This window comes from Syntrophomonas sp. DTU019, assembly GCA_913757435.1.
Classification (GTDB): domain Bacteria; phylum Bacillota; class Syntrophomonadia; order Syntrophomonadales; family Syntrophomonadaceae; genus DTU019.
On record CAJYDM010000001.1, the window covers coordinates 980006 to 1005047 of the forward strand.

General features: G+C 52.0%; 24 protein-coding genes and 2 riboswitches. Of the genes, 22 read left to right on the forward strand and 2 right to left on the reverse strand.

Translation table 11 applies throughout. From position 1 onward, the window contains the following. The first annotated feature begins 17 nt into the window (after nt 1-17). The 3 genes from AC15IQ_RS04980 to AC15IQ_RS04990 all read left to right on the forward strand — a co-directional run bounded on the left by AC15IQ_RS04980 (nt 18) and on the right by AC15IQ_RS04990 (nt 3694). Nucleotides 18-716 carry a DUF2284 domain-containing protein gene (locus AC15IQ_RS04980; RefSeq protein WP_483177570.1) on the forward strand — a complete coding sequence of 233 codons (699 nt, stop codon included), beginning with the start codon at nt 18-20 and terminating at the stop codon, nt 714-716. Nucleotides 717-855: 139 nt separating this feature from the next. After that, nucleotides 856-1045: riboswitch (cobalamin riboswitch) on the forward strand. A gap of 75 nt (nt 1046-1120) precedes the next feature. Beyond that, complete coding sequence (gene cobT / locus AC15IQ_RS04985) at nt 1121-2176, forward strand: nicotinate-nucleotide--dimethylbenzimidazole phosphoribosyltransferase (RefSeq protein ID WP_483177571.1); 1056 nt, start codon at nt 1121-1123, stop codon at nt 2174-2176. A 690-nt stretch (nt 2177-2866) separates the two neighbouring features. Then, complete coding sequence (locus AC15IQ_RS04990) at nt 2867-3694, forward strand: reverse transcriptase domain-containing protein (protein WP_483177572.1); 828 nt, start codon at nt 2867-2869, stop codon at nt 3692-3694. A 291-nt stretch (nt 3695-3985) separates the two neighbouring features. Here AC15IQ_RS04990 and AC15IQ_RS04995 read toward each other — a convergent pair whose 3' ends face one another. Next, nucleotides 3986-5176, reverse strand: coding sequence for an IS256 family transposase (locus AC15IQ_RS04995; RefSeq protein WP_483177709.1), 1191 nt, complete (start codon nt 5174-5176; stop codon nt 3986-3988). Between the two features lie 151 nt (nt 5177-5327). On the opposite strand from AC15IQ_RS04995, the gene AC15IQ_RS05000 reads away from it, so the two are divergent. From AC15IQ_RS05000 to AC15IQ_RS05025, 6 genes are all read left to right on the forward strand, one after another. After that, nucleotides 5328-5780, forward strand: a complete 453-nt coding sequence (locus AC15IQ_RS05000; RefSeq protein WP_483177757.1) for a DUF6431 domain-containing protein — start codon at nt 5328-5330, stop codon at nt 5778-5780. A 153-nt stretch (nt 5781-5933) separates the two neighbouring features. Continuing rightward, complete coding sequence (locus tag AC15IQ_RS05005) at nt 5934-7184, forward strand: transposase (RefSeq protein WP_483177758.1); 1251 nt, start codon at nt 5934-5936, stop codon at nt 7182-7184. Next, a complete protein-coding gene (locus AC15IQ_RS05010; protein ID WP_483177573.1) occupies nt 7185-7985 on the forward strand; it encodes an ExeA family protein in 801 nt (266 codons plus the stop codon). 27 nt (nt 7986-8012) lie between these two features. Further along, nucleotides 8013-8699 carry a group II intron maturase-specific domain-containing protein gene (locus AC15IQ_RS05015; RefSeq protein ID WP_483177574.1) on the forward strand — a complete coding sequence of 229 codons (687 nt, stop codon included), beginning with the start codon at nt 8013-8015 and terminating at the stop codon, nt 8697-8699. 376 nt (nt 8700-9075) lie between these two features. Beyond that, complete coding sequence (locus AC15IQ_RS05020) at nt 9076-9843, forward strand: REP-associated tyrosine transposase (protein ID WP_483177575.1); 768 nt, start codon at nt 9076-9078, stop codon at nt 9841-9843. A gap of 292 nt (nt 9844-10135) precedes the next feature. After that, entirely contained in the window at nt 10136-11338 is a 1203-nt protein-coding gene (locus AC15IQ_RS05025) for a DNA polymerase IV (RefSeq protein WP_483177576.1), read from the forward strand. A gap of 316 nt (nt 11339-11654) precedes the next feature. On the opposite strand, the gene AC15IQ_RS05030 is transcribed toward AC15IQ_RS05025, so the two are convergent. Further along, nucleotides 11655-13367, reverse strand: coding sequence for an IS1634 family transposase (locus tag AC15IQ_RS05030; protein WP_483177447.1), 1713 nt, complete (start codon nt 13365-13367; stop codon nt 11655-11657). A 418-nt stretch (nt 13368-13785) separates the two neighbouring features. Continuing rightward, nucleotides 13786-13957, forward strand: a riboswitch (cobalamin riboswitch). A 108-nt stretch (nt 13958-14065) separates the two neighbouring features. Between AC15IQ_RS05030 and AC15IQ_RS05035 the strand changes: the two genes are divergently transcribed. The 13 genes from AC15IQ_RS05035 (at nt 14066) to AC15IQ_RS05095 (ending at nt 25042) form a co-directional block, all read left to right on the forward strand. Further along, complete coding sequence (locus AC15IQ_RS05035; RefSeq protein WP_483177577.1) at nt 14066-15454, forward strand: cobyrinic acid a,c-diamide synthase CobB; 1389 nt, start codon at nt 14066-14068, stop codon at nt 15452-15454. Between the two features lie 38 nt (nt 15455-15492). Then, nucleotides 15493-16596, forward strand: a complete 1104-nt coding sequence (cbiD, locus tag AC15IQ_RS05040; protein ID WP_483177578.1) for a cobalt-precorrin-5B (C(1))-methyltransferase CbiD — start codon at nt 15493-15495, stop codon at nt 16594-16596. A gap of 117 nt (nt 16597-16713) precedes the next feature. After that, nucleotides 16714-17343, forward strand: coding sequence for a precorrin-6y C5,15-methyltransferase (decarboxylating) subunit CbiE (gene cbiE / locus AC15IQ_RS05045; RefSeq protein WP_483177579.1), 630 nt, complete (start codon nt 16714-16716; stop codon nt 17341-17343). Beyond that, nucleotides 17333-17932 (forward strand): precorrin-6Y C5,15-methyltransferase (decarboxylating) subunit CbiT, encoded by a 600-nt coding sequence (gene cbiT / locus AC15IQ_RS05050; protein ID WP_483177580.1) that lies wholly within the window; start codon nt 17333-17335, stop codon nt 17930-17932. The genes cbiE and cbiT overlap by 11 nt, the downstream gene beginning before the upstream one ends. Then, nucleotides 17919-18644: a precorrin-2 C(20)-methyltransferase gene (cobI, locus tag AC15IQ_RS05055; protein ID WP_483177581.1), complete on the forward strand. Its 726-nt coding sequence runs from the start codon at nt 17919-17921 to the stop codon at nt 18642-18644. The genes cbiT and cobI overlap by 14 nt, the downstream gene beginning before the upstream one ends. Next, entirely contained in the window at nt 18641-19378 is a 738-nt protein-coding gene (cobM, locus tag AC15IQ_RS05060; RefSeq protein WP_483177582.1) for a precorrin-4 C(11)-methyltransferase, read from the forward strand. The genes cobI and cobM overlap by 4 nt, the downstream gene beginning before the upstream one ends. After that, nucleotides 19347-20486, forward strand: coding sequence for a cobalt-precorrin 5A hydrolase (locus tag AC15IQ_RS05065; RefSeq protein WP_483177583.1), 1140 nt, complete (start codon nt 19347-19349; stop codon nt 20484-20486). Before cobM ends, AC15IQ_RS05065 begins: the two co-directional genes overlap by 32 nt. Beyond that, nucleotides 20447-21157, forward strand: a complete 711-nt coding sequence (gene cobJ / locus AC15IQ_RS05070; RefSeq protein ID WP_483177760.1) for a precorrin-3B C(17)-methyltransferase — start codon at nt 20447-20449, stop codon at nt 21155-21157. Before AC15IQ_RS05065 ends, cobJ begins: the two co-directional genes overlap by 40 nt. Next, on the forward strand, nt 21154-21918 hold the full coding sequence (gene cobK / locus AC15IQ_RS05075) for a precorrin-6A reductase (RefSeq protein ID WP_483177584.1): 765 nt from the start codon (nt 21154-21156) through the stop codon (nt 21916-21918). The genes cobJ and cobK overlap by 4 nt, the downstream gene beginning before the upstream one ends. Continuing rightward, nucleotides 21915-22307 (forward strand): sirohydrochlorin chelatase, encoded by a 393-nt coding sequence (locus AC15IQ_RS05080; protein ID WP_483177585.1) that lies wholly within the window; start codon nt 21915-21917, stop codon nt 22305-22307. The genes cobK and AC15IQ_RS05080 overlap by 4 nt, the downstream gene beginning before the upstream one ends. Next, the gene (locus AC15IQ_RS05085; protein ID WP_483177586.1) at nt 22304-22930 is read left to right on the forward strand and encodes a precorrin-8X methylmutase; all 627 of its coding nucleotides are present in this window, start codon (nt 22304-22306) and stop codon (nt 22928-22930) included. Before AC15IQ_RS05080 ends, AC15IQ_RS05085 begins: the two co-directional genes overlap by 4 nt. Before the next feature lies 1 nt (nt 22931). Further along, on the forward strand, nt 22932-23507 hold the full coding sequence (cobU, locus tag AC15IQ_RS05090; RefSeq protein WP_483177587.1) for a bifunctional adenosylcobinamide kinase/adenosylcobinamide-phosphate guanylyltransferase: 576 nt from the start codon (nt 22932-22934) through the stop codon (nt 23505-23507). Beyond that, nucleotides 23504-25042, forward strand: coding sequence for a cobyric acid synthase (locus AC15IQ_RS05095; protein WP_483177588.1), 1539 nt, complete (start codon nt 23504-23506; stop codon nt 25040-25042). The genes cobU and AC15IQ_RS05095 overlap by 4 nt, the downstream gene beginning before the upstream one ends.

Sequence of the window (25042 nt, forward strand, 5' to 3'; positions counted from 1 at the left end):
ATTCAGGAGGACAGCCTATGTGGATCATATACACCGACCCTAGAAGCCGCAATTTCCCACTGGAAATCGGCTCTAGATCGATTGCTTCCGCTCAGCTCTGTAACGATTATGATCGTATCACCGGGTACTGCAAGGACGGCTGCCCGGATTACGGCTCAGGGGGATGTCCTCCCCATGCCCCCGCAGTGGCACAAGTAGCCGAAAAGAACCCCCACGGGATATTGATTTACGCCAAATTCCACTCCCGTTTCAAACCACCTGAGCTAACGGCTGACGATTTCAGCCTGCAGGATACAGTTTTATCAGATATGCTTAACCAGCTGGGTTATGCCATTCTGGCCGAACACAAGGGGCAGCTGTTTTTCTTGACCTGCGGCCACTGCCAGGGATGCGGACAGGAGGCTTGCAGCTACAAGCTGGGCGAGGCCGCCTGCCGACTGCCGGAGCGCCGAGCCTATTCTATAGCCGCTACTGGGGTCGACGTAACCCCGACCTTGAAAAACGTGTTTGATATTACCCTGCAGTGGACAAAGGGGGGAGAACAGGCGGAATACATTATTAAAGTTATGGGCCTGTTGAGTTCTGATGAGGAGTTGCCAGGAGTCATTGAACAAAACCTGGGCCGGGTCTTAAACAGACTGGATTGTATAAAATGGGCAGGTGACAGCCTTGACAGCCCAGAACCCTGTCAGATGCTGAAAGACGCAGAGGGCTAGACCGAGTTGGCACACAAAAATTTTAGTCTTGCCAGAGCATAGGCGGTAACCTTTGCCTTATCGATGCTCAGACCAAGTTGGCACACAAAAATTTTACTCTTGCCAGGACCGAGGCAAGCTGTTTATAATTAAAAAAATTATATTACCTTATGTTTCAGGTGCCCCTTTGGGGGATAATAGGGAATCAGGTGCAAGACCTGAACGGACCCGCCACTGTAACCGGAGAGCTCCAAAAGCCGCAAAGCCACTGGGTAACTGGGAAGGCTGGCTAAAATGGTGAGAGCGTTTGATTCGGGAGTCAGGAGACCTGCCTGAGAACATGCGGTTGAGGATGAAGGTAAAGTTCTCAAGTCTAATCGGCTTGGGGACTTTTTATTTTTGTAATAAAGAAGGAGGTCAAACACATGGAACTGCTTAGTGCAACCCTGCAGAGTATCGGATTACCGGATGAAAAAGCGGCTGAGGCGGCACAACTGCGACTGGACAGCCTAACCAAACCATTAGGTGCTTTAGGCATCATAGAACATATCGTGGTGCGCCTGGCGGCCATCCAGGGCCAAGCTATCCCCGATCTGGGGGATAAGGTGGTTTTAGTCATGGCCGGCGACCATGGGGTGGTGGCTGAAGGGGTGAGCGCCTATCCTCAGGAAGTGACCCCGCAGATGGTCATGAATTTCCTCAATGATGGGGCGGCTATAAATGTGCTCGCCAACTATACCGGTGCAAAAGTGGTAGTCACCGATGTCGGAGTCTTGGGCCCAGCCATACAGCACCCCAACCTAAATGTACGTAAAATCCGGGAAGGGACCCGCAATATGGTTCGGGAAGCAGCTATGACCGAAGCTGAAGCAGTGGCTGCCATAGAAGCCGGTATAGAAATAGTTCAGGCCGAAATTGATGCCGGAGCCACGCTGATAGCGACAGGTGAGATGGGCATCGGCAATACCACCCCCAGCAGCGCGATATTGGCGGCATACAGCGGAGTGGACCTGGATATCATAACCGGGCGCGGCACCGGCCTGGATGACAGTGGGCGTAAGAAGAAGATTGAGGTCATCAAGCAAGCCCTGGATCTGCACCAGCCCGATCCCAACCGCCCGCTGGAGGTCCTGGCCAAAGTAGGCGGCCTGGAAATCGCCGCCTTGACCGGCGTGATCATAGGGGCGTCCGCCCGTCGGGTGCCGGTGCTGGTGGATGGTTTCATCTCCACCGCGGCAGCCCTGTTGGCCTGCAAGATGAATGAACGCTGCCGCGATTTCTTGTTTGCCTCCCACCTCTCTCAGGAGCCCGGACATCGCATCATGCTGGAATACTTGGGCCTGCGGCCTGTCTTGCACCTGGACCTCAGGGTAGGAGAGGGCACCGGAGCCGTTTTGACCTTCCCCATCTTCGAAGCCGCGGTAAAATTGACCAAAGAAATGGCCACCTTCGGCGAAGCCGGAGTCTCCAACAAGGAATGACACAGGGGGACGCGTTCGTTGTGTCATTTTTTGATGCGGTTTTGAATTAAGAGTACACCGGAGTACGTATTCAAAAGGTCGTGGTTTTACTGGCTCAATCCTTTGAAACACCCATTTGCAGCATACTGAGAACATGTGGGGAGGTTCTGATTTCCCAACCTCCCCACTCCCTCCTCAAATGACACAGGGGGACGCGAGCGACCGAGCAAGGTCGTGACATATAGTGGGTGAGAAGCCCACCGAGAAAGGACTAGCCAACCACTCGTAGCCAGCCTTGGAGCGCAACTGGCAACAGAAGCGTTTAAGCGTAGGCAGGCGAGGTAATGGGCCGAAAGCCAGAGGCTGAAGGGAATGAGCCCCGAAATGTGTGTGGATGAGGAGGCCGATGCCGTACGTCCAGCAGAAGGCAACACCTCAGCGGTCGATAGGGCGAGAACGCTGAGGCTCCTCCGGGGTCAGAGACCTTGGCACGTTACACATTGTTAAGTCACGGTAACTCGGGAGACCCTGACAGTTCTTCCGCAGGGGAGTATGGCCGACAAGCAATACAAAGCAAGGGAGCCAAAAGTCTGTCAGGGAGTCGGATTGCTGCATAGTACTGATGAACAGGGTAATGCCTGGGGAGGAAAGGCGGCAACGTATTATAGCCCTTAGTCAAGGAAACATTGTCCTACTGGAGAGGAGAAGACAGTGGAAACGCAACTGGCAAGGATAGCCGAACGAGCAAGAGAAAATCCCAAGTACAAATTCATGACCCTAATCCATCTCATCAACGAGGATACGCTAAGTGCTGCACATAACCAGATGGCAGCACGAAAAGCACCAGGAGTGGATGGGGTAACCAGAAAAGACTACGGCGAAAACCTGGAAGAAAACATCAAAAACCTGGTGTCAAGAATGAAGAAACAAGCCTACAAACCGCAAGAGGTCAGGCGGGTTCGCATCCCCAAGCCAGGAACAGACAAAACGCGTCCGCTCGGAATACCCGCCTATGAAGACAAACTTGTACAGGCAGTAGCAGCACAGATACTAAACGCCATCTATGAACAGGACTTCATGGGTTTCTCCTATGGATTTCGACCCAAGCGGAGTGCGCACGATGCATTAAAGCACCTTAACAAGCTCATAGAGGATCATCGAGTAAACTACATCGTGGACGCTGACATCAAGGGATTCTTTGACCATGTGGATCACAAATGGGTAATGGAATTTCTAAAGGAACGCATAGCAGACACGAACATGCTACGACTCATCTACCGATTCCTCAGAGCAGGGGTGATAGAAGCCGGGGTAAGATATGATACCCCCGAGGGAACTCCCCAGGGCGGGGTAATATCACCAATACTGGCAAATGTGTACTTACACTATGTATTGGATCTATGGTTTCAGAAAGTAGTGCGAAAGCATTGCCGTGGTTCGGCCCATATGGTAAGGTGTCGCCTTGCACGCAAAATAGGCGCTAAAAGGGACTTCTTTTTGCATATTCCGCCTGCAGGCAGTCTAGTCTGCAAACGCTAGAATCTGCTAAACTTCTTGCATAATAAAGTGCAGGAGTGTTTAAGTTGCAACTTCCTTGGAATTTTAAGCTGAGCCCAGGGTTGTGAACATCCTTCAGTGTAAATGGAATAATCATCCTAAAATTTGACCATAATATTATTGCAGCATAAATCGGGCAACGCTGAGGAGCGACCCAACGCTCGCTGTGGCTTATACGGTGAGACGGCGGGCAATGAGTCTGCCGTTTTCTGCTTCACCGGTAAGCCCTGAGCGGGTAAACCTCGGGAGTTTGAGGGCAGAGCCCTCAAGGCCTTATGCCACTAACCTGTCTGCAAAGAATATCATAATCTGGCTGTACGCCATTGCCCAGTCCCTTGATGGCTGCGTCCACTTCTTCGTGATTTCCTTAGTCGAAAGAAATACCACTTTCCGGATTGAGTCATCTGTGGGGAAGATGGATTTTGTCTTCGTAAATTTCCGCACCATCCTGTGGTACGCTTCCACTGCATTTGTCGTATAAATCAAATGCCGGATCTGTTCAGGATAATTGAAAAACGTGGTGAGTTCTGCCCAATTAGCATCCCAGGACCGCAAAATGGAGGGATACTTCCTATCCCATTTTTCCCGGAATTCTTCCTTGGCATACTCTGCGTCGTCTAAATTTACTGCACCGTAGATTTTTTTAAGGTCAGCGCAAATTGCTTTTCGATCCTTATACTGCACAAATTTAGTGGAATTGCGAATCTGATGGACTATGCAAAGCTGTTGCTTTGTCCTTGGGAAAACCGCATTTATGGCTTCGCCAAGTCCTCTCAGGTTATCATGACAGGCGATAAAAATGTCTTGCACGCCGCGCTTTTTCAGGTCGGAACAGATGGATGCGTAAAAGCTTGCGCTTTCATTCTCGCTGATCCAGATGCCCAGGATGTCTTTTTGGCCGCTCATATCAATGCCTAGCACTGAGTAGACGCATTTGTTGATGATCTGACTGTCCTTGCGGCTTTTGAATACGATCCCGTCAAAGTAGATGATCGGGTAAATCGACTCCAGCGGCCGATTCTGCCACTCGTTCACTTCCGGGAGGATTTTATCTGTTATCTTAGAAATCAAAGCCTGCGATATTTCTGCCCCGTAAATCTCCCGTAGATTATCTTCAATGTCGCGCTGGCTCATTCCTTTTGAATACATCGCCATGATTTTATGTTCGATTTCATCCGTCCGTGTCTGCCTCTTTTCGAGGATTTTAGGCTCAAATTCTCCGTTGCGGTCACGGGGCACGGCAATTTCACTCTCGCCGTAATCGCTGATGATGGTCTTTCGGTTATACCCATTGCGGGAATTACCAGTGTTGTTTCCTTCGGTGCTGTGCTTTTCGTATCCCAAATGATTTTCCATTTCGGCTTCCAGCATCTGCTCAATTGTTCCCGCAAAAAGGCGTTTTAGCTTCGACTGAATGTCACCCGTGCTTTGGCAGTCCTGCATTAATAGGCTCACTAATTCCATTTCCTTGTCCGTAAGAATGTTTTTTGACTGTCTCATTTTAATAACCTCCATTTTGTTTTATATGGAGATTATTGCCATTTACACGGGTTCTTAATCAGCCTCGAGCCCAGCTAAATATGCCAGCCTGGGCCGTGATTTCATCATCTTCCCCATATTACTCACTTGTCCAGCTTGTCATGCTAATGTCAGGTTGGACCGTCATGGATTCTACTCCCGTAATGCTTTAACTACTTATACCGAATACAGAATCGAGATTTGCCGGTATCTGTGCCAGTCTTGCCGGACAACCATTTCATTGCTTCCGACCTTCCTTTTGCCGCATTACCAACGCTGCTGCCTATCCATCCTGGAAGCAATCAGAGCATTCTTCTGTGGCATTAACAGGGTTTACCGGCAATTGGCGGCCTTCTACCTGCATCGATTTCGTAGAAACATGAATTCCATTATCATTGGGTTCCGAGAGCGTGACCCTAAAATTAAGATCCCGGATGATGACAAAGAAAAAGCCATAAAGTTACTCGATCTGTTATCCGAAACTCTGACCAGTCCCCCGGATAACGACTGTCTCCAGACACACCGAAACTTTATGGCACTTTCATTGTAACCGGAAACAGAAAAATTTGAAAGATTAGTTTGCTCCACATCGGTTTTTCCTGGTCTACATGCTTTTGTGGCCATACAATAGGTTCAGTGGTTAACCGGTTAGCCTTCAATTTGTTTTGGAGGTTTGAATATGGCTCTTAACGCTGAACAAAAAATGGATGTTGCTCTTTTTCGTTTTGGCTTGATCGCTCCTTTGATCAATAATCAGATCGAGAATCCGCGATCATATCTGGAGTCTATTTGCTCCAGGATTCATGACGTGCCTCACTATGGCCGTCGAGAGTATTCTGAACGGACGCTTTTGACTTGGGTGTCTGCATACCGTCAGGGCGGGCTTGATCGTCTTATGCCCTCAGAGCGAAAAGACAAAGGGTTATCCCGTACCATTAATACTCCCCTTGGTGAAAAGTTGATCGAGCTACGCCAAGAATACGCAGGCCTAAGTGTCCAGCTTTTTTATGACCAGATGCTAAAAGATGGTGTTGTCATGCGTCATGAAGCATCGTATCATTCTGTATACCGTTTTCTTAAGCGACATGGCTTACATAAACCAGCCCCAGAATCCAAGGCGGCTCTCAAAGATCGGAAGAAGTTTGCCCATGATCAGGTCAACCGCCTTTGGCAGGGGGATATGATGGTGGGGCCTTATCTCTACATAGAAGGCAAGAAGAAGGCCTCCTACCTCTTCGCCTTTATTGATGATTGTTCCCGAATCATACCCTATGCCTGTTTTGACACCAGTCAAAACTTCAATGCCATGAAGTCGGTCTTTGTGGAAGCTTTGATTCGTCGTGGCCTTCCTCAGGTGGTCTATTTGGATAACGCCAAGGTTTACCGGTCCAAAATGTTTCACGAGGCATGTGCCCGTCTGAAAATTACGGTTGCCCACGCCGAACCCTACGATGCAGCCAGCAAAGGCAAGATTGAACGGTTTTTCCGTACTGTTCGCAGCCGTTTTTTGCCCCTTTTGCCGACACCTTTAACCTCTCTTGAGGAACTGAACAGGGCTTTCTTTCTCTGGCTGGAACAGGATTACCATCGCAAAATACATTCGTCCCTTGATATGTGTCCTCTGGACAAGTATTTAAGCCAGTCGGCACAGGTTGAAATGGTCAATGATCCAGACATGCTCAAACGCTTTTTCCTGAAGCAGGAGGAGCGCCGTGTCAACAATGATGCTACCATATCTCTTTTTGGTCATTACTTCGAGGTTCCTGCTCATCTTATCGGGCAAAAGATCCAGGTTCGTTTTAATCCCGACGACATTACCCAAGCCTGGATCAACAATGGCAATGAGGTATTAGAATTGATCCGCCCGGTGATCGCGGCTGACAACGCCATCATCAAGCGTAACCAGCATGCTCTCTCCTTTCGAGATGCCCAGCGCGTGAAGGAGGAATTTTAAATGTACCGGGCTTTCTATTCGCTGTCCAGCCGACCATTTACCAAAGAGCTGACTCCTGCACAAATGTTTGCTTCGGCATCTTTTGAAGAATTAACTGCGCGGCTTCACTATCTCAAGGACAATCGTGGCATTGGGCTTATCACCGGTGAGGCTGGATCGGGTAAGACTTCGGTTATTAGGGCTTTCGCAAGCGACCTGAATCCAGCACTTTTCAAGCTAGCCTATTTCCCGCTTTCCACGGTAACGGTAAATGACTTCTATCGTGGGCTTGCCTTTGCTTTGGATCTGACTCCAGCGTTTCGCAAAGTCGACCTCTTTCAGCAAATCCAAGCCACTGTTTCCGAATTATATGCTGGCAAAAAGATTACCCCGGTAATTATTCTCGACGAACTCCAACTCGCTACTCCCAGCTTTCTAAGCGAATTACATCTGCTGTTTAATTTTGCGATGGACGCTCAAAATCCGTATATTCTGATTCTCTGCGGTATGCCCTTATTGTTGAACAAGCTGGCTCTGGCATACCAGCAACCGCTAAACCAGCGTATTATTCTTCGATACAAAATGCAGCCCCTTACCAGAGATGAGATCTCTGCTTATGTTGAACACCATATGAAACTGGCCGGTGCCAACCATCCCATCTTCAGCTCTGCTGCAATTGAGGCGATTTCAGCTGCCAGTCGTGGCTGGCCTAGGCTTATCAACAATCTGGCTACCAATAGCCTGGTGTACGGGTGCCAAAAAGGATTACCTATCATCGATGAGGAAGCTGTTCGCATGGCTGCTATTGAAACCGGACTCTGATGAATGAATCTGACTCTTTAAGTGCCAATGTGCAAATTAAGGGTTCTTGCATATTGGCACTTTCTTCTTCGCCCTTCTCGCGCACTTATATTCTGCAATCATCCAGGATATTTAGCGTGCAAAGCTACAGTAAGGTACGCAGACGACTTTGTATGCTGTTTTGAATTTGAGGAAGACGCCCGAAGATTCTACGTCGCACTAGAGAAGAGACTGGCGAAATTCAACCTCGAGCTGGCCGCTGACAAAAGCCAGATCATAGCATTCGGAAAGAAGGCGGAGGCAGAGGCTAAAGCAAACGGGCTGCCCAAACCCGGGACTTTCGACTTTCTAGGTTTCACACACTATTGCGGAAAGAGCAGGCATGGTAAATTTCGTGTAAAGCGGAAAACCTGTCGCAAGAAATTCAAAATTAGTGTAGCCAAGGCAAAGGAATGGATAAAGTCACATCGACACATTCCGGTGCCGGATATTATGGAGGTGCTGAAGAGGAAGCTGCAGGGCTACTATCAGTACTATGCAGTGACGGATAACAGCGACGCGCTCTATCGGTACAAGGAACAGATAGAGAGACTCCTATTCAAGTGGCTAAACCGACGAAGTCAGAGGAAGAGTTTTGGATGGGACAAATTCCAGAAAATGCTAAGAAAGTACCCACTACCAAGGCCAAAGATAGCTGTAAACATATTTGACATGAGGTGGGAAATCTCTAGCTGAGAAGGCAAATGATAATACGAAGAGCCGTATGCGTTAATAGCGCACGTACGGTTCTGTGAGGGGTAAGGGTACAATCGTATGGAAATTAAGTACGGTTGAGCTAGTGAGACACTGCCAACCGAAAGGGGCAGAAACCGAGTAGGCTCAACCTAACCTTAATCATCTGGCGAGAGGCCCTGCCTACTCGACTTTAGTCGTGTCATTTTTTGATTCACTCCAGAATCATACCAAGTAAATTGTAGTCAGCCGGAATAGGCTTAAAACACTGCTGCACCAGCTCAAATGACACCTGCAGGTTCTCGCGCGGTGTCGTTGAGTAAAGCAATAGACCCTTTATGTCTAAAAGTGGTAAAATGTGTAAAAGAGGAGGGGGAGTATGGGGCGTCAGGCAAGAAGATATGGCCAGACCGGAATATATCACTTAATGGTCCGGGGTATTAATCGCACCGAGATTTTTGGCGACGATAAAGATCGCCTACAGTACATAAATACCCTCGCTAGCATTAAAAACGAGGAGTCTGTCAGCCTGCTGGGCTACTGCTTGATGCCAAACCATGTCCACCTGTTGGGCAAAGACAATAACAATACCATATCAAAATTCATGCACCGCCTAAATATTCGTTACTCTCGCCATTTTAACGCCAGATACGAACGTGTGGGCCACCTTTTCCAAAACCGATTTAAAAGTGAAGCTATCGACGATGATGCTTATCTGATGACAGTCCTCCGATATATCCATCTTAATCCGGTAAAAGCGGGCATATCAGCACAGCCTGACTACTATCGCTGGAGCAGCTGCCGGGTGTATTATGGAAGTAAGGATGTCATGCCTGGCTTAACTGATACCGAATTCATTCTGAGCCTTTATTCAGATCATCTGGAAACCGCTCGAGAGGCAATTCGTCAGGCTACTATGATGGATAGCTGCGAAACGTGTCAGGAGTATGAAGAGAAGCTGACCGATACCCAGGCCTTTGCAGCCATCAAAAAGGTGCTCCATAACCGGGATGTGCATACGCTGACCAGCTTGCCCCGGGGAGAGCGCAATGCCGCCCTGCAGCAGATAAAAAGTATCCGCGGTTTAAGCATTAGGCAGATAGCACGCCTAACCGGTGTAACATTCAATATTGTAAAAAGAGCTTGATATAGATGTGCCGACCCTATGGCTGGCTGTAATTTTAGACTTGCCGGGAATAATATGCCCGGGAGGCATATGGGTATGAAAAAGCTTGAACTGCAGAAAAGGTATAGGCACCTTTATAATACACCGCGGGGAAAAATGTGCTGGTGGAGGTTCGGGCCAGGCCTAAAACCTTTGTCAGACAGCCGGCAGGAAGATGATACCTCGGATTCATCCCGAGTAATCAGCACATCATGCCGGTTAGGTAGCCCTAATATTCAGCTAGATAGTCTACAACTTCGGGGGAAGCGGGGATATGGCTTTAGAAATTGATCGTTCTCTACATATAATTCACTGTGATCTGGACGCTTTTTATGCTGCAGTGGAGCAGAATGACGATCCCACTCTGCGGGGCAAACCGGTTATTGTTGGTGGATCGGCTGAGTCCCGCGGGGTTGTCTCAACCTGCTCCTATGAAGCCAGGAGTTTCGGGGTGCGATCAGCAATGCCCATAACCAGGGCGAGACGCTTGTGCCCACAGGGGGTCTATCTTCCTGTGCGTATGCAGCGCTACCTGGAGGTATCCCAGCAGGTTTTTGCCATTCTCTCCGATTACACCCCCCTCATGGAACCGCTATCCATTGATGAAGCCATTCTCGATGTCAGCGGGACACAAAACCTCTTTGGCACCCCGGAGGAAATCGGGCGTGAGATCAAAAGCCGGGTCCGAAGTGAGCTGGGCCTGACCATATCGGTAGGCATTTCGTATAATATGTTCCTGGCCAAACTGGCTTCAGAGCTGGACAAACCCGATGGGATGTTCATCATTCCCTATGATCAGGCTATGCAGATCTTGAGGCCGCTGCCGGTCACGCGCCTATGGGGGGTGGGTGACAAAGCCCGCCAGACCCTGGAACGTATGGGGCTCAAGACCATCGGCGATATACAGGACCTGCCGCCAGGCTGGCTGGCAGAACGTCTGGGCACCAGCGGACAGCTTTATTGGGATTTGGCCCACGGCAATGATAAGCGCCAGGTGGATACCAACGAGGAGCGCAAATCCCTGGGTCGGGAGATAACCTTTCCCGAGGATGTCAGCGACATGCCTATGCTGCAAAACACCCTGGCCGCTTTTTCCGCCGAATTGTGCCGCAAGCTGCGCCGTGACAAGCTCTATTGTTCTACCATAACCTTGAAACTACGTTACAATACCTTTAAAACCATCACCCGCAGCCAGACCATCGCCCCAACTCATGCCGATTTGGTAATAGCTCAAGTAGCTGATGATTTACTGCAGAAGAACTATCAGGGAAATCCCTCCTTGCGCCTGATAGGCCTCAGTCTGGGGAAGCTCTCAGCAGCGCCGGATGTGCAACAAGGTGATCTTTTTGGGGAAGCTGGAAAATATGCCGAGGTGGATATGCTCATGGATCAGATCTGCCAGCGCTTTGGCTCCAGGGTCATACAGCGCGGCAATCAACTCCATAAGCCAGGCCAAGTTAACCGGCAAAGCACATGATCGGTAAATCAATTAAATTACTCAAAACGATTCGGGTTTGGACTGAGTTGTGGAAGATGGTTTTAATCCCTTTAGATCGTTGTAATTTTTGTAACCCAATGGCTAGATGGTAACCATCTCGGCATAGTGATACCGAAATGAATTAGAAAATGACACAACGAAAGCGTCCCCCTGTGTCATTATTGTGTTGGCATTTCTGTTCGCTTGTATTATAATCCCGTCTTTGACACTTAGTGAAGAGAAAAAAGCTCGTAAACTCCTAAAACAAGGGGGTTGCGAGCTTTTCACGTGTTAGTAAAAAGTGAGTACTATTTGTCTAAGACTTAGTAGCTTTAAAAATTTTTTTCATCTGTCGCATGGGGAGAATCTGGTAGTCAGTACGGAAGCCAAACACATCATGAAGATTATCCGTGAAGTCCGTTCTCATATAGGTGGGGACGAAACCCTCCCCTTTGACCTCATAGAAATTCATGTCACGCAGCCCCTGAACGATCTCACTGCAGGTGTATTGCTCACCTAACGTCTTCTTCAAGAGTCGGTAGATCACCAGCGCGATAAAACATATAATAAAATGCGCCATTATCCTGTCATCGCGGCTAAGGTATACCGGTCTAGCCTTAAACTCGCTTTTCATGATCCTGAAGCACTCCTCAATCTGCCAGCGCCTCCTATTTACCGCAAGGATAGCAGCGGCGTCGCCGTCAAGGTTAGTGCAAACCGCGTAGAAACCATCAAAAGCCTCCTCTTTCTGGATGACAGAGTTATCGATTTCATATACCGCCTTGCTGGCAACCTCACCCTCAGGGGTAATGCTGGTTTTCTTGATAAAACGTTTGTAGTCGTTTTGGTTCACCTTCGTAAGTTTCCCCAAATTCGTGTTAAGGACTTTGCGAGCACGCTCAATTTGGGCGTTCCTGACCTTGCGTTGATAATCTTGGTACTTGAGCGAAAAAGACACAATAAGCTTCTGCTCCAGCCCATCCTCCACAATCCAACGCTCCTTGTAAAAAGTCTTTTCCATGTCTTTGTTTTCATCAAGCTTGTCCAGACTGTATACGGAGGTATCGCCCGGGAGGCGCCAGCCCTCAGGGCTTAATGCCCATTCTCTTAGGTGTTTCTTCAGCTTCTTGACCGACTGCGTAGTGATGAAAGCTCGCTCGCCCTGGTTGTTGAATTGACGGTTACTATTGGAAGCGAGCCCTGCATCGGTGCAGACGATGAACTTGGAGCAGTTAAAGTCAGACAGTATTTTCTTCTCCAGCGGTTTTAGCGTCAGTTGCTCGTTAGTATTGCCTTTGCCAATATATACGGCTAAAGGCACCCCATCCCCATCCATGAAAAGCCCCATCTGGACAATGGGGTTAGGGCGGTGCTCTTTGGAGTAGCCGTATTGCTTGATGCCTGACTCCTGCTCAATTTCGAAGAAGTAATTGGTGCAGTCATAGTACAGCACCCGCGTGTTCCGCTCTGACACAGCCAGGCTGTTGGAATAAAGAGACGCCTGGATAGAGTCAGCCTCTTTGGCAATTATCTCCAACGCACGGTAGATTTGGTGGAGATCAAACGATGGCTGTTCTATGAACCTTGAGGAAAGTTGGAATGTAGAAAGCTTAGAGGAAGGGTAGATAATCCTGGCGTAGATAAGTCTGGATAGGATGGAGTCCAGGTCGTAAGAAAACTTGTACTTCTTAGAGATAGCTCTGCACATTTTATCAAGCTTCAGTTCGTGATATATCTTCTGCAAAAAGAGGTATCCGCCGTTGAATAAGCGCTGCTGGCCTTTATCAATAGTCTTGATCGGGGAATACTTAACTAGGACATCGCGTTTGTTAAGCTTTTCCTCCTCGTTAAGCTTGGCAATATACTCCTTGGCCCACTCGATCGGGTCTTGCCCGCCCAATTTTTTCTTAAGTTCATCATATGTACCAAGCTTTTCAACAATCTTGGAAGAATGAACGCCATTGACATAGGTGGACTTTATGACATAAAGCGAAGCAGCATTTTTTGACCTAGAGATTTTTAGCCGCATAGAAAACACCTCCCATCCCCTATATTATGACACATTACTCAAAAGTACTCAACACAAAAGTGTAACAATTGACAAAAAATTTAGCCCTTTTCGGGCTTCTCTAACCTTTTTCTACTATTCAACTGTCAAAGACCCGATACAGCGCGGCAATCAACTCCATAAGCCAGGCCAAGTTAACCGGCAAAGCACATGATCGGTAAATCAATTAAATTACTCAAAACGATTCGGGTTTGGACTGAGTTGTGGAAGATGGTTTTAATCCCTTTAGATCGTTGTAATTTTTGTAACCCAATGGCTAGATGGTAACCATCTCGGCATAGTGATACCGAAATGAATTAGAAAATGACACAACGAAAGCGTCCCCCTGTGTCATTATTGTGTTGGCATTTCTGTTCGCTTGTATTATAATGATTGCAACTCAAAAGTTGAAGCTACTGGTCCCGCAAGGGATAAAGGGAATCAGGTTAAAGGCCTGAGCGGTCCCGCCACTGTAACCAGTACGAACCACACATTAGCCACTGAGCAATCGGGAAGGGGTGTGGGGAGGATGACCTGGGAGCCAGTAAACCTGCCAATAGCTTGCGCAACAGAACCCCGAGGAAGGGTCGGTTTGCACAGTGTGGTTAGCCGTAGGCTTCTACTTTCGAGAAAGTAGAAGCCTTTTTTGATGGGAAAATTAGGAAGGCTGGAGAAAGAAAATGCATTATCCCCGTCTGATGATAGCCGGTGTACACAGTGGCAGCGGCAAAACCACTATATCCCTGGGCCTAATGACAGCCCTGCGCCGGCGCGGTGTGAAAGTGCAGCCCTTCAAGGTGGGGCCGGATTACATAGATTCAGGCCTGCACACCCATGCCAGCGGGCGCAGTTCGCACAACCTGGACAGTTGGATGATGTCTCCCGAGGTGGTGAACACGGTCTTTGCGAAAAACGCGGCTCAGGCCGAGGTCTCTATTATAGAAGGTGTTATGGGCCTTTTTGACGGCTTCCGCGGTGAACGCATCGCCGGCAGCAGCGCCCAGGTGGCATTAATGCTCAAAACCCCGGTAGTTCTGGTAGTGAATGTAAACAGCATGTCGCAGAGCTGCGTGGCTCTGGTCAAAGGCTTCATGGATTATGAGCCCGGGGTGGAGATCAAGGGGGTAGTCCTTAACCATGCCTCAGCTTTCCATAAAGAATGGGTGGTCCCCAACCTGGAAGCAGAGCTGGGGGTAAAGGTCTTGGGGTGTGTGCCCCGACAGGAAGCCATATCGATTCCCGAGCGTCATCTGGGGCTCCTTCCTGCCGACGAACACGGGGAATTAGCCCCACATCTAGATAAAATGGCCGACCTGGTCGAAGCCCACCTGGATATTGAAGCGGTACTCACCCTGGCCGGGGAAACCGCGCCACTCGAGATAAACTGGCAAGAGCCGCAGGTTGAGACAGTAACTACCATCGGGGTGGCCCGGGATGCTGCCTTCAGTTTTTATTATCAGGACAGTCTGGACTACCTGACGGAACTGGGAGCGGAAATTAAGTTCTTCAGCCCTCTGTTTGACACGAGCCTGCCCGAAGTGGATGGAATCTATATCGGGGGCGGATTTCCGGAGATGTTTCTGCCCCAATTGAGCCAGAATAAGCGCATGAAAGCGGCCTTGCAGCAGGCCCATCGGGCAGGCCTGCCTATACTCGCCGAATGCGGTGGGCTGATGTACCTGACTAATACCCTCAAGGACTGGGAAGGCTGTTCCTGGCCGGGGGTGGGGATAGTGCCAGCCGACATAATAATGACTCGCAAATTGCAGGAACTCGGTTACATTGAGGCTACCGCCCTGAAGGACACCGTCATCGCGGTGCAGGGCGAGGTGGTCCGCGGCCATGAGTTCCATTATTCCACCCTGGAGGGCCTGGATCCGGAAAAAAAGGCTTTTAGCCTGGAAGGCGGCATGACCCGGGGAACGCGCCAGGATGGCTATGCAGAGGGCTCACTCCTGGCTTCGTATCTGCACCTGCAGCTGCGCGCCAATCCAGTTGCGGCCCGGCGGTTTGTGGAGGCCTGCATCTGTTTCCGCAGCCGGATCCAGGAAAGCAGGAATAACTATTAGTTAGCAAACGATGTTTTTGTTATCGGGAGGTGAAGGCCATGAAGGCCTTGCGATGGGGTTACTCAACCGGCACCTGTGCGGCTGCGGCCAGCAAAGCGGCATTGATACAGCTGCTGCAGAACCGTTCGGTTGAATCAGTTTTAATGGAGCTGCCCGACGGCCATCCCGTAGAAATACCGATAGCCAAAGCCTGGCGTACCGAGCGGGGGGCCATCGCCCGGGTGGTCAAAGACGCCGGCGATGACCCAGATGTTACCAATGGCATCAGCGTTTTAGCAGAGGTAGACCTGCTGCCAGCCAAAGGGATAGTAATACAAGGCGGTGCCGGGGTGGGCACGGTGACCAAGCCGGGCCTGGCCGTGGCGGTAGGAGAACCGGCCATCAATCCGGTTCCGCGCAGTATGATCGAGCGTGCCTTAATGCCCTTGCTGCCTCCGGGCCAAGGGCTGCTGGTGACCATTTCCGCCCCGGGCGGTCAGCGACTGGCCGCAAAAACTCTGAATCCCCGGCTGGGCATCGAGGGGGGCATATCCATTCTGGGCACCTCGGGACTGGTCCGCCCCATGTCTGATCAGGCTTATTTGGATTCCCTGGTCCCGCAGATCGATCAGGCCATCGCCCTGGGATACCGCACCCTGGTGTTTACCCCCGGGGGCATGGGCTCCAAACAGATAGTCAATCTGGGCGCCCCGCCCGATGCGGTGGTGCAGACCAGCAATTACGTGGGACAGATGCTGGATGCAGCCCTGAAACGCCGCGTCAAGAGGATACTGTTGTTCGGCCACATCGGCAAACTGATCAAGGTGTCAGCCGGGGTTTTTCAAACCCACAGCAAAGTGGCTGATGCCCGCCGCGAGACCATGGCGGCCCACCTGGCCCTGTTGGGCGCGAAGCCGGAATTGATTGCCGAGGTCATGCAGGCTACTACTATCGATGCGGTCATACCGCTGATAAAAGAACACGGTCTGGAGATGGTGTACCAGTATCTGACTGCGGCCGCCAGCCGCAATTGCCAGCAGCGCTGTGAGGATAAGGTCTTGGTGGGAACAGCCATGTACCGTCTGGACGGCACCATTTTGGGCTATGACCTCACCGCTATCAGCCTGGGGCGGAGACTGGGATTGAAATGGCAGTTGAATTGAAATGGCAGTTGATATAAAAGTAGCATTCTGCCGGTATATGGTGTACGGGCAGGGGACAGAGATAGAAACACCCCGGCCTTGGATATAGAATCTCAATACAGACAGAGGGTGCTGATAATGAGTAAGGCAATAAAAATAGTGGGCACAGGCCCCGGACATCCACAGTACACTACCCCGGCAGCCTGGCAGGCCATTCGTCAAGCTCAGGTCCTGATAGGCGGCAGAAGGCTTTTGGAAGACTTTGCCCAGCCCCACCAGCAGTGCTGTGTTATTGATAAAGACCTCCCCGCAGTACTGCAATTCATCCTCAATCAACCCCCGGATCAAGACATTGCGGTGCTGGTTTCAGGAGATCCCGGATTCTTCAGTATGGGCCGCTTTTTGAAAAAGCGCCTGCATTGGCTGGAGTTTGAATTTATTCCCGGTATCAGTTCACTGCAATATATGTTCGCCCGTTTGCAGGAACCGTGGCAGGAGGTCCGATTTTTCAGCCTGCACGGCCGGGAGGCCCATCAACTCTCCGACTGGGTGAGCTCTGCTGCGGTGGTAGCCCTGTTGACCGGCGGGGAATGGACGCCCCAGGCCATCGCCCGCCGCCTGGCAGAGCGCATGGGGGGGGCGCGCACGGCCCTGGGGGTGAATCTGTCCTACCCCGATGAACGGTTATTTTTTACCACTCTTGGAGCCCTGGCCGAGGATGATGAAGATTACAGCAACAGTGTGATGGTGATTTTCAATGAAAAATGATTATACCTCCCCGGGAATTGCAGATCGATACTTTCAAAGGCAACCGGGTGTCCCCATGACCAAACAGGAGGTTCGGGTGATATCGCTGGCCAAGCTGCAGTTGTTTCCCGGTGCACTGGTCTACGATATCGGCGCCGGCACCGGTTCAGTGGCTATCGAATGCCGCCTGCTGGGAGCAGGCCGGGTTTTTGCCATAGAATCCAACCCGGTGGCAGTTGAACTGATAAAAATGAACATGGCATCTTTCAAGGTGGTCCTGGACCTGATTGAAGGCGCCGCCCCGGGAGTTCTCCAGGACTTGCCGGAGGCTGACCGTATCTTCATCGGGGGCAGCGGCGGAGATGTGGAGGCCATGATAATGACCTGTGACCGTAAATTGAAACCGGGCGGGATCATGGTTTTAAACAGTGTCACTCTTTATTCCGGGCCAGCCGCCTGCAAGACTATGGAAGGTCTCGGTTATGAGGTGGAAGTGGTGCAGGTAAGCATCGCCGTCAACGAGAAAAAGGGCCAGACCCGGATTTGGCAGGCCCGCAATCCGGTGACCATCGTGACGGGAAGAAAGGGGGCAGGGCATGAGTTGGGGTAAGTTTTACGGTATCGGAGTAGGTCCGGGTGATCCGGAACTCCTGACATTGAAGGCCAAACGTATTCTGGAACAGACCACTCTGTTGTTTGTTCCCAAATCCCGCCTGGAGAAGCGCAGTGTGGCTTATTCAATCGTAAGCCAGGCCATAGATAAAACCTGGGACGTCATCGAACTGCTGCTCCCTATGACGGCAGATGAGGACACGCTCAGCCGGCATTGGCAGGAGGCCGCCGGGGTGGTCGTCGAGCAGCTCTCCCGGAGCCGGGATGGGGCTTTTATCACTCTGGGGGATCCTACCTTATACAGTACCTTCACCTATCTGCTCAAATATGTAAAATCTGCTGAGCCGGCTGTGGAAGTGGAGATAGTGCCAGGCATCAGCGCAGTTAATTCCATCTCCGCCGCCTTGCAGCAGCCCCTGGCGGAAGGGGAGGAGAATCTGATCATAATACCAGCTTTTCAGGATAAAGAAAAGCTGGCCATACTTGCCAGGCAATTCGACAATATGGTGCTGATGAAGGCGGGACGGCAGATCGACAAAATCTGTGCGCTCCTGCAAGAGAATGGATTTAGCAGGCAAGCCCGACTGGTAAGCCGCTGCGGGTTTGCAGACATGACCATTTGTGATGATATTTCCACTTTAGAGGGACAGGAACTGGATTACCTGTCAACGGTGATAATTAAGAAGCAAACAGGAGGTGCCAGGCGGTGATCTGGTTTGTGGGAGCGGGGTCCGGTGATCCCGAATTGATTACCTTAAAGGGATACAGACTGCTACAGGAGGCCGACCTGGTAGTGTATGCCGGGTCGCTGGTCAATGAGGCTTTGCTGAAATACACCCGCCCCGGAGCCCGGCTGATCAACAGCGCCCCCCTAAATCTGGAGGAGATCGTTACTGAGATGACCCGGGCTTACCATCAAGGGGAGAAAGTGGTGCGGCTGCATACCGGCGACCCCAGCTTATACGGAGCTATCGGGGAGCAGATGGAACTGTTGGATCAGGCCGATATCCCTTACGGCGTGGTTCCCGGGGTGAGCTCCTTCCTGGCTGCAGCCGCCAGCCTGAAAAAGGAATACACCGTTCCTGACGGCACACAGACAGTGATTATAACCCGTATGGAAGGCCGCACCCCGGTGCCCGAATTGGAGCAGATGCGCCTTCTGGCACAGCATCGATCCTCTATGGCCATATTTCTCTCGGTCGGTCTGATCGATGCGGTGGTCGCAGAACTACTTGAGCATTATCCGCCCCACACCCCGGCAGCAGTCGTGGAGAAGGCTTCCTGGCCGGAAGAGCGCATTCTGCAGGGCGAGCTGCACGAAGTGGCCGGGATGACAGCTGCAGCGGGGATTAAGAAGACCGCTTTGATTCTGGTGGGAGACTTCCTGCGTCAGAGCGGCAAATCCAAATTGTATGACCGGGATTTCAGCCATGAATACCGGTGAAGCGCAAGCGAAGCTGGCCATAATCTGTCTGACTCGCAACGGCGCTAAGATGGGTGCCCGTCTGGCTGAAAAAATGCCGGGTTGCCATCTCTACCTCCCGGAAAGGCTGCGCGGCTATATGGCCCGGGAAGATGGGAATTACTATTTTTCCGAATTCGCCGCTGCATTTGGTCAAATATTTAAAAATTATAGCGGTTTGATATGCATTATGGCCACCGGCATAGTGGTTCGCAGCCTGGGACCGGTGATGGCCTCCAAACACACTGACCCGGCGGTGGTGGTGGTGGACGAAAGCGGACAATTTGCCATCAGCCTGTTATCCGGGCACCGGGGCGGGGCCAATGCTCTGGCGGCCACGGTAGCCGAACTCTTGGAGGGTCAGGCAGTTATAACCACCGCTACCGATGTCAACGCCAGGCCGGCAGTAGATGTCATGGCCGCACAGATTGATGCCGTCATCCGACCGCAGCACAATGTCAAACTCATTAATCGCTTGCTGGCGGAGGGGGAAACGGTTCACCTCTACAGCCCCTGGCCGTTGCATGCCGAGTGGTCCCGGGGATTTGCTGTCCACCCCTGGCCGATCCCGGAGACGGAGGCCCTGCCGGTGGAGAAAATGAGACTCCCGGCGGTGATTGTTGATTGGCGCTGCCAATCTGCGCAGCCCGGAGATAATCTGATCTTTCTCCTGCCCCGCAATCTCCACCTAGGAATAGGCTGCCGTAAGGGAGTGGACTGTGAACAGCTCACCCTGGCCGTAAATACGGTATTAAACAGTTTTTACATAGAGAAGAGCTGCATCCTGGGCATGGCCAGCCTGGACATCAAAGCTCAGGAACCGGCTTTGCTGAAGCTGGCCGGGGATATGCAGCTTCCCCTTAAGTATTACGATCGAGAGTCCCTGGCAGCCCTGGAAGGCAGCTTCGAGGGTTCAGAATGGGTCAAGCAAAATGTGGGAGTTGATGGTGTATGCGAACCGGCGGCGCGATTGGCGGCCAAATCCGGTATAACCCTGGTGCCCAAGCAGAAAATCGGCCCGGTGACAGTAAGTGTGGCTATGGAAAAATCCTGGTGGTGGGATTGGGACCAGGCGGAGCAGAGTATATAACCCCGCGCGCCCAGGCCGCCCTGGAAGAGGCCGAGGTTGTCATCGGTTATAAGACCTACCTGGGTTTTATCAAAGAAAACCTGGCCGATAAACAGGTGATCGGCTCAGGTATGCGCAAGGAGATCGACCGCGCCCGCCAAGCTGTGGAAATAGCCAGACAGGGACAGGTGGTAGCGGTAGTCAGCAGCGGCGATCCCGGGATTTACGGCATGGCAGGCATTATCCTGGAGTTGGCCCCAAAAGACCTGCAGGTGGAAGTCATTCCAGGCGTCACCGCCGCCACCTCGGCTGCCGCAGTGTTGGGGGCACCTCTGATGCATGATTTTGCGGTGATCAGCTTAAGTGATCTGCTCACCCCCTGGGATACCATTGCCCGGCGCATAGAGGCGGCGGCTCATGCAGACTTCATTATCGTGTTATACAATCCCAGAAGCCGCGGGCGTGAGACTCAGATCATCCAGGCTCGCAACTTGATCCTGACGCACCGCCGACCTGAAACCCCGGTGGGCATAGTACGCAACGCCAAACGCAGCGGCGAGCAAAAGGTGATTACCACTCTACAAGGAATGCTTGAGGAGGAGATCGACATGTTCTCCACCGTGGTCATCGGCAATTCCCAAACCCGGGTTCTCCATAACCTTATGGTGACCCCCAGGGGGTATAGCATATGATACTGGTTTTGGCCGGCACCAGCGAGGGTCGTCAGGCAGCTCTGGAATTGCAAAAAAGTGGCTGCCCGGTTCTGGCCTCGGTCACCAGTCCATATGGAAAGCAACTGATGAACGCCAGCGGGGTGACAGCAGTTCGCCAGGGAGCCCTGCAGCTGCAGGATTTGATGGCTTTGTTGCAGGACCAGGGCTGCAGACTGATCGTGGATGCCACCCACCCGTATGCAGTAGTGATCAGCACCTACGCCATAAAAGCGGCCGAGATACTGGGTCTGGAGTATGTGCGCCTGGAAAGGCCGGCCGAAGATCTGCCTGAGGATGTTAAGACCATTTCCGACCTGGAGGAATTGTCCCGCTGCCTGTATCCCGGATGCCGCCTCATGTCAACCATCGGCAGCAAATATCTGCCCCGGATACTGGAAATCAGCCGGGCCAGCCAGGCTGATTTGATTGCCAGATTCCTGCCCTCCAGCCAGGTCCTGGCGAGTTGCGAATCCTTAGGCTTGTCGCCCGGGCAGGTGGTTGCCATGAAAGGGCCTTTCAGTCTGGAGATGAATCAGGCTCTATTTCGCCACTACAGCATCGATATGGTCTTGAGCAAAGAGAGCGGCAGTGAGGGCGGGTTTAGAGAAAAATATGAGGCAGCCAGGGGAATGTCCATTCCGATGGTGGTGTGGACCCGGCCCCGGCTTGAATACCCTCGGGTAGTGAACAGCCTGACAGAGCTTAATGACTTTATAAAAAGCAGGAAAGGGTGCTTATGATGAAAAGTGGTGTGGTATTGATCGCACACGGCAGCCGCCGCGAGGAGGCCAACACCGAGATCCGCAATCTGGTGCACCAGGTTCAGGAGGCCAACCCGCACGGGATTTACGAAGTGGCTTTCATGCAATTCGGCAGTCCCGATCTTAAATCCGCAGCAGCTCGAATGGCCGCTAAAGGGGTAAAACGTATTGTAGTGGTGCCCTTGTTCCTGATTACCGGCAACCATGTCACCCAGGACATACCCCAGGAACTGGTCAACCTGAAATCCGATTACCCCGACCTAGAAGTCATCCTGGCGCGCCACCTGGCCGGACACCCGGCCCTGGTGACTATCATCCAGGACCGTATCGTCGAGGCCTTCATGGAAGGCGAGGTGGTGGGGGAATGAATATCATCTGGAACCCCAGGGAGATAGAGACCCGCAGCATGGAGATAATCGAAGGGTATCTGGCCGGCTGGGATTTCTCACCTCTGGAAAAGCAGGTGGTTAAAAGGGTGATACACACCAGCGGCGACCCTGATATAGTCAAGTATCTGCGCTTTCACCCCCAGGCGGCACAATCCGGCTGGAAGGCTTTGAGGAACGGGGCTTCGGTTTTCACTGATGTCAACATGCTCAAAGCAGGGATCAATGCAGTTCGCCTGGGAACCTTCGGGGGACAGGTAGGCTGCGCTATAAATGAGCCGCAGACCATCGACAATGCCCGCAGATGGCAAATCACTCGGGCTGCGGCAGCTATGCGCCAGTATGGCAGCCGCCTTACTGGAGCGGTGGTAGCCATCGGCAATGCTCCCACCGCCCTTTTCGAGGTCCTGGAGATGAGCCGGCGGGGCATTTGCCGCCCCGCCCTGGTGGTGGGCACCCCGGTAGGCTTTGTGGGCGCCGCCGAATCCAAGGACCTGCTGGTCAGTCAGAATGAACTGCCGTATATCAGTCTGGTGGGCACCCGGGGGGGCAGCCCCATAGCAGTGAGCGTGATCAATGCCCTGCTGTACAGCGAGGAGGCTTAACATGCTGGAAACCATCATGGTCATAGGGGGAAGCAGCAGCGGCAAGAGCGCTTTTGCCGAAGAGCTGGCCAGGGAGCTGGAGTCATTTTACAACTGCGATGTTTTCTATTTGGCCACCGGCATAAGCTGTGACCCGGAATTTGCACAGCGCATCCAGAAACACCAGGAACGGAGGCCTAATCACTGGCACACCGTGGAAGAGCCCCGCTGCCTGGATGAGGTATTACAAAACTGGAGCCATCAGCCCAGTGTCATTCTGGTGGATGGCATCGGCACCTGGGTGACCAACCTTATCTATGATGAGGATTGGCAGCCAGGGTCAACCTGGTCGCAAGGCCGCGAACAAGCCTGCCTGGACCGGGCTAAAGACTTCATCGCCTGCTGGCAAAAGCTCAGCGGAGCATTGATAATGGTTGCCGATGAGGTGGGTATGGGCATTGTGCCCGAATACCCCGATGCGCGCGTTTTTAGGGACTTGAACGGCAGGTTCAACCAGATGCTGGCGGCAGCAGCGGATCAGGTCTATTTTGTGGTCGCGGGGATAGCCTGGCCTATCAAAGGAGGGGAAGCAAGGTGAGAACGCATCGGACCATAATGGTGCAGGGGACTTCATCAAATGTGGGCAAAAGCCTTTTGTGCACTGCTTTGTGTCGCATCCTGATCCAGGATGGGTATCGCACCGCGCCTTTCAAGGCGCAGAATATGGCCTTGAATTCCACCGTTACCCCTGAGGGCGGTGAAATCGGACGGGCTCAGGGAGTTCAGGCGGAGGCTGCCGGAATTGCTCCCAGTGTGCTTATGAATCCTATTCTTATGAAGCCCAAGCAGGACAGCCAGGCCCAGATCATTGTCCTGGGGAAGCCTTACGCCGATATGTCCGCCACCGCCTACCGTCGCGATTTCCTGCCCGGAGCGGTTTCGATAGTTAAGGATTGCCTGGATCAATTGCTGGCTCAATATGAAGTGCTGGTTATCGAAGGCGCTGGCAGCCCGGCGGAGATCAACCTCAAGGACCGGGACATAGTCAATATGAAAACAGCCGAACTGGCCGACGCTCCGGTGCTGCTGGCCGCGGATATCGACCGCGGCGGGGTGTTCGCCTCTTTGATCGGCACTCTGGAACTGTTGGAACCCCATGAGAGACAGCGGGTCAAAGGCTTTATCATCAACAAATTCCGCGGCGACATCAGCCTGCTGCAGTCAGGGCTGGATTTCCTGTCACAACGCACCGGCATCCCGGTATTGGGGGTGGTGCCCTATCTGCATGAACACGGCATCGATGAAGAAGATTCGGTGTGCCTTGCTGAGAACTATGGCTGGGGAGAAGAAAATGCCGCAGTGCAGGTAGCGGTGATACAGCTGCCACGCATTTCCAATTTTACCGACATCAATGCTTTTATCGGCTTGTCCGACTGCCGGGTGCGCTACGTTCGTCCCGGGGAGCCCATCGGCAAGGCCGATCTGCTCATTATCCCCGGCACCAAGAATTCCATGTTAGATATGCTTTATCTGCAAGAACAGGGCTATGCCGATGAGATTCGCCGATTGGCGGAACAGGGCGTTTTTATAGCTGGCATCTGCGGAGGTTTCCAGATGATGGGTCAGGAACTACTTGATCCACAGGGGACTGAAGCCGGCATAGGCTCTCTGCCGGGGCTGGGTTTATTGCCGGTCAGCACACTGTTCGGAGCCCACAAGACCACCCACCAGGCCAAGGCCGAGATCACCTCTGACCGGGGCATTTGGCGGCCATTACAGGGGCAGCGGGTGACCGGCTATGAAATCCATATGGGACAGACTATGCTTACCGCAGAGGGACGGAGTCTGACCCACATCTTTTCCCGATCGGGGGAGGAATGCAGTGTGCTTGACGGGGCGTGCAGTGACAGCGGGCGCGTATTCGGCACCTATTTGCACGGGATTTTTGACAACCCGGAAGTGATGTTGGGGATTATGAATCAGATCCGCCGCAGCAAAGGTCTGCCTGAACTGAACAGTGACGATCTGCCGGTGCAGCAGCGGCAGCGTAAATACGATGAATGGGCCGAGCTGGTAAGGGCTTCGCTGGATATGGATGAACTGTATCGCATAATGGGATTGAGAGAGGCTTAA

Coding starts and splice junctions, on each gene's coding strand:
- AC15IQ_RS04980 (WP_483177570.1), top strand. CDS start 18: ATGTGGATCATATACACCGACCCTAGAAGCCGCAATTTCCCACTGGAA.
- cobT (WP_483177571.1), top strand. CDS start 1,121: ATGGAACTGCTTAGTGCAACCCTGCAGAGTATCGGATTACCGGATGAA.
- AC15IQ_RS04995 (WP_483177709.1), bottom strand. CDS start 5,176: ATGGAATTAGTGAGCCTATTAATGCAGGACTGCCAAAGCACGGGTGAC.
- AC15IQ_RS05005 (WP_483177758.1), top strand. CDS start 5,934: ATGGATGTTGCTCTTTTTCGTTTTGGCTTGATCGCTCCTTTGATCAAT.
- AC15IQ_RS05010 (WP_483177573.1), top strand. CDS start 7,185: ATGTACCGGGCTTTCTATTCGCTGTCCAGCCGACCATTTACCAAAGAG.
- AC15IQ_RS05015 (WP_483177574.1), top strand. CDS start 8,013: ATGTGCAAATTAAGGGTTCTTGCATATTGGCACTTTCTTCTTCGCCCT.
- AC15IQ_RS05020 (WP_483177575.1), top strand. CDS start 9,076: ATGGGGCGTCAGGCAAGAAGATATGGCCAGACCGGAATATATCACTTA.
- AC15IQ_RS05025 (WP_483177576.1), top strand. CDS start 10,136: ATGGCTTTAGAAATTGATCGTTCTCTACATATAATTCACTGTGATCTG.
- AC15IQ_RS05030 (WP_483177447.1), bottom strand. CDS start 13,367: ATGCGGCTAAAAATCTCTAGGTCAAAAAATGCTGCTTCGCTTTATGTC.
- AC15IQ_RS05035 (WP_483177577.1), top strand. CDS start 14,066: ATGCATTATCCCCGTCTGATGATAGCCGGTGTACACAGTGGCAGCGGC.
- cbiD (WP_483177578.1), top strand. CDS start 15,493: ATGAAGGCCTTGCGATGGGGTTACTCAACCGGCACCTGTGCGGCTGCG.
- cbiE (WP_483177579.1), top strand. CDS start 16,714: ATGAGTAAGGCAATAAAAATAGTGGGCACAGGCCCCGGACATCCACAG.
- cbiT (WP_483177580.1), top strand. CDS start 17,333: ATGAAAAATGATTATACCTCCCCGGGAATTGCAGATCGATACTTTCAA.
- cobI (WP_483177581.1), top strand. CDS start 17,919: ATGAGTTGGGGTAAGTTTTACGGTATCGGAGTAGGTCCGGGTGATCCG.
- AC15IQ_RS05065 (WP_483177583.1), top strand. CDS start 19,347: ATGACCGGGATTTCAGCCATGAATACCGGTGAAGCGCAAGCGAAGCTG.
- cobK (WP_483177584.1), top strand. CDS start 21,154: ATGATACTGGTTTTGGCCGGCACCAGCGAGGGTCGTCAGGCAGCTCTG.
- AC15IQ_RS05080 (WP_483177585.1), top strand. CDS start 21,915: ATGATGAAAAGTGGTGTGGTATTGATCGCACACGGCAGCCGCCGCGAG.
- AC15IQ_RS05085 (WP_483177586.1), top strand. CDS start 22,304: ATGAATATCATCTGGAACCCCAGGGAGATAGAGACCCGCAGCATGGAG.
- cobU (WP_483177587.1), top strand. CDS start 22,932: ATGCTGGAAACCATCATGGTCATAGGGGGAAGCAGCAGCGGCAAGAGC.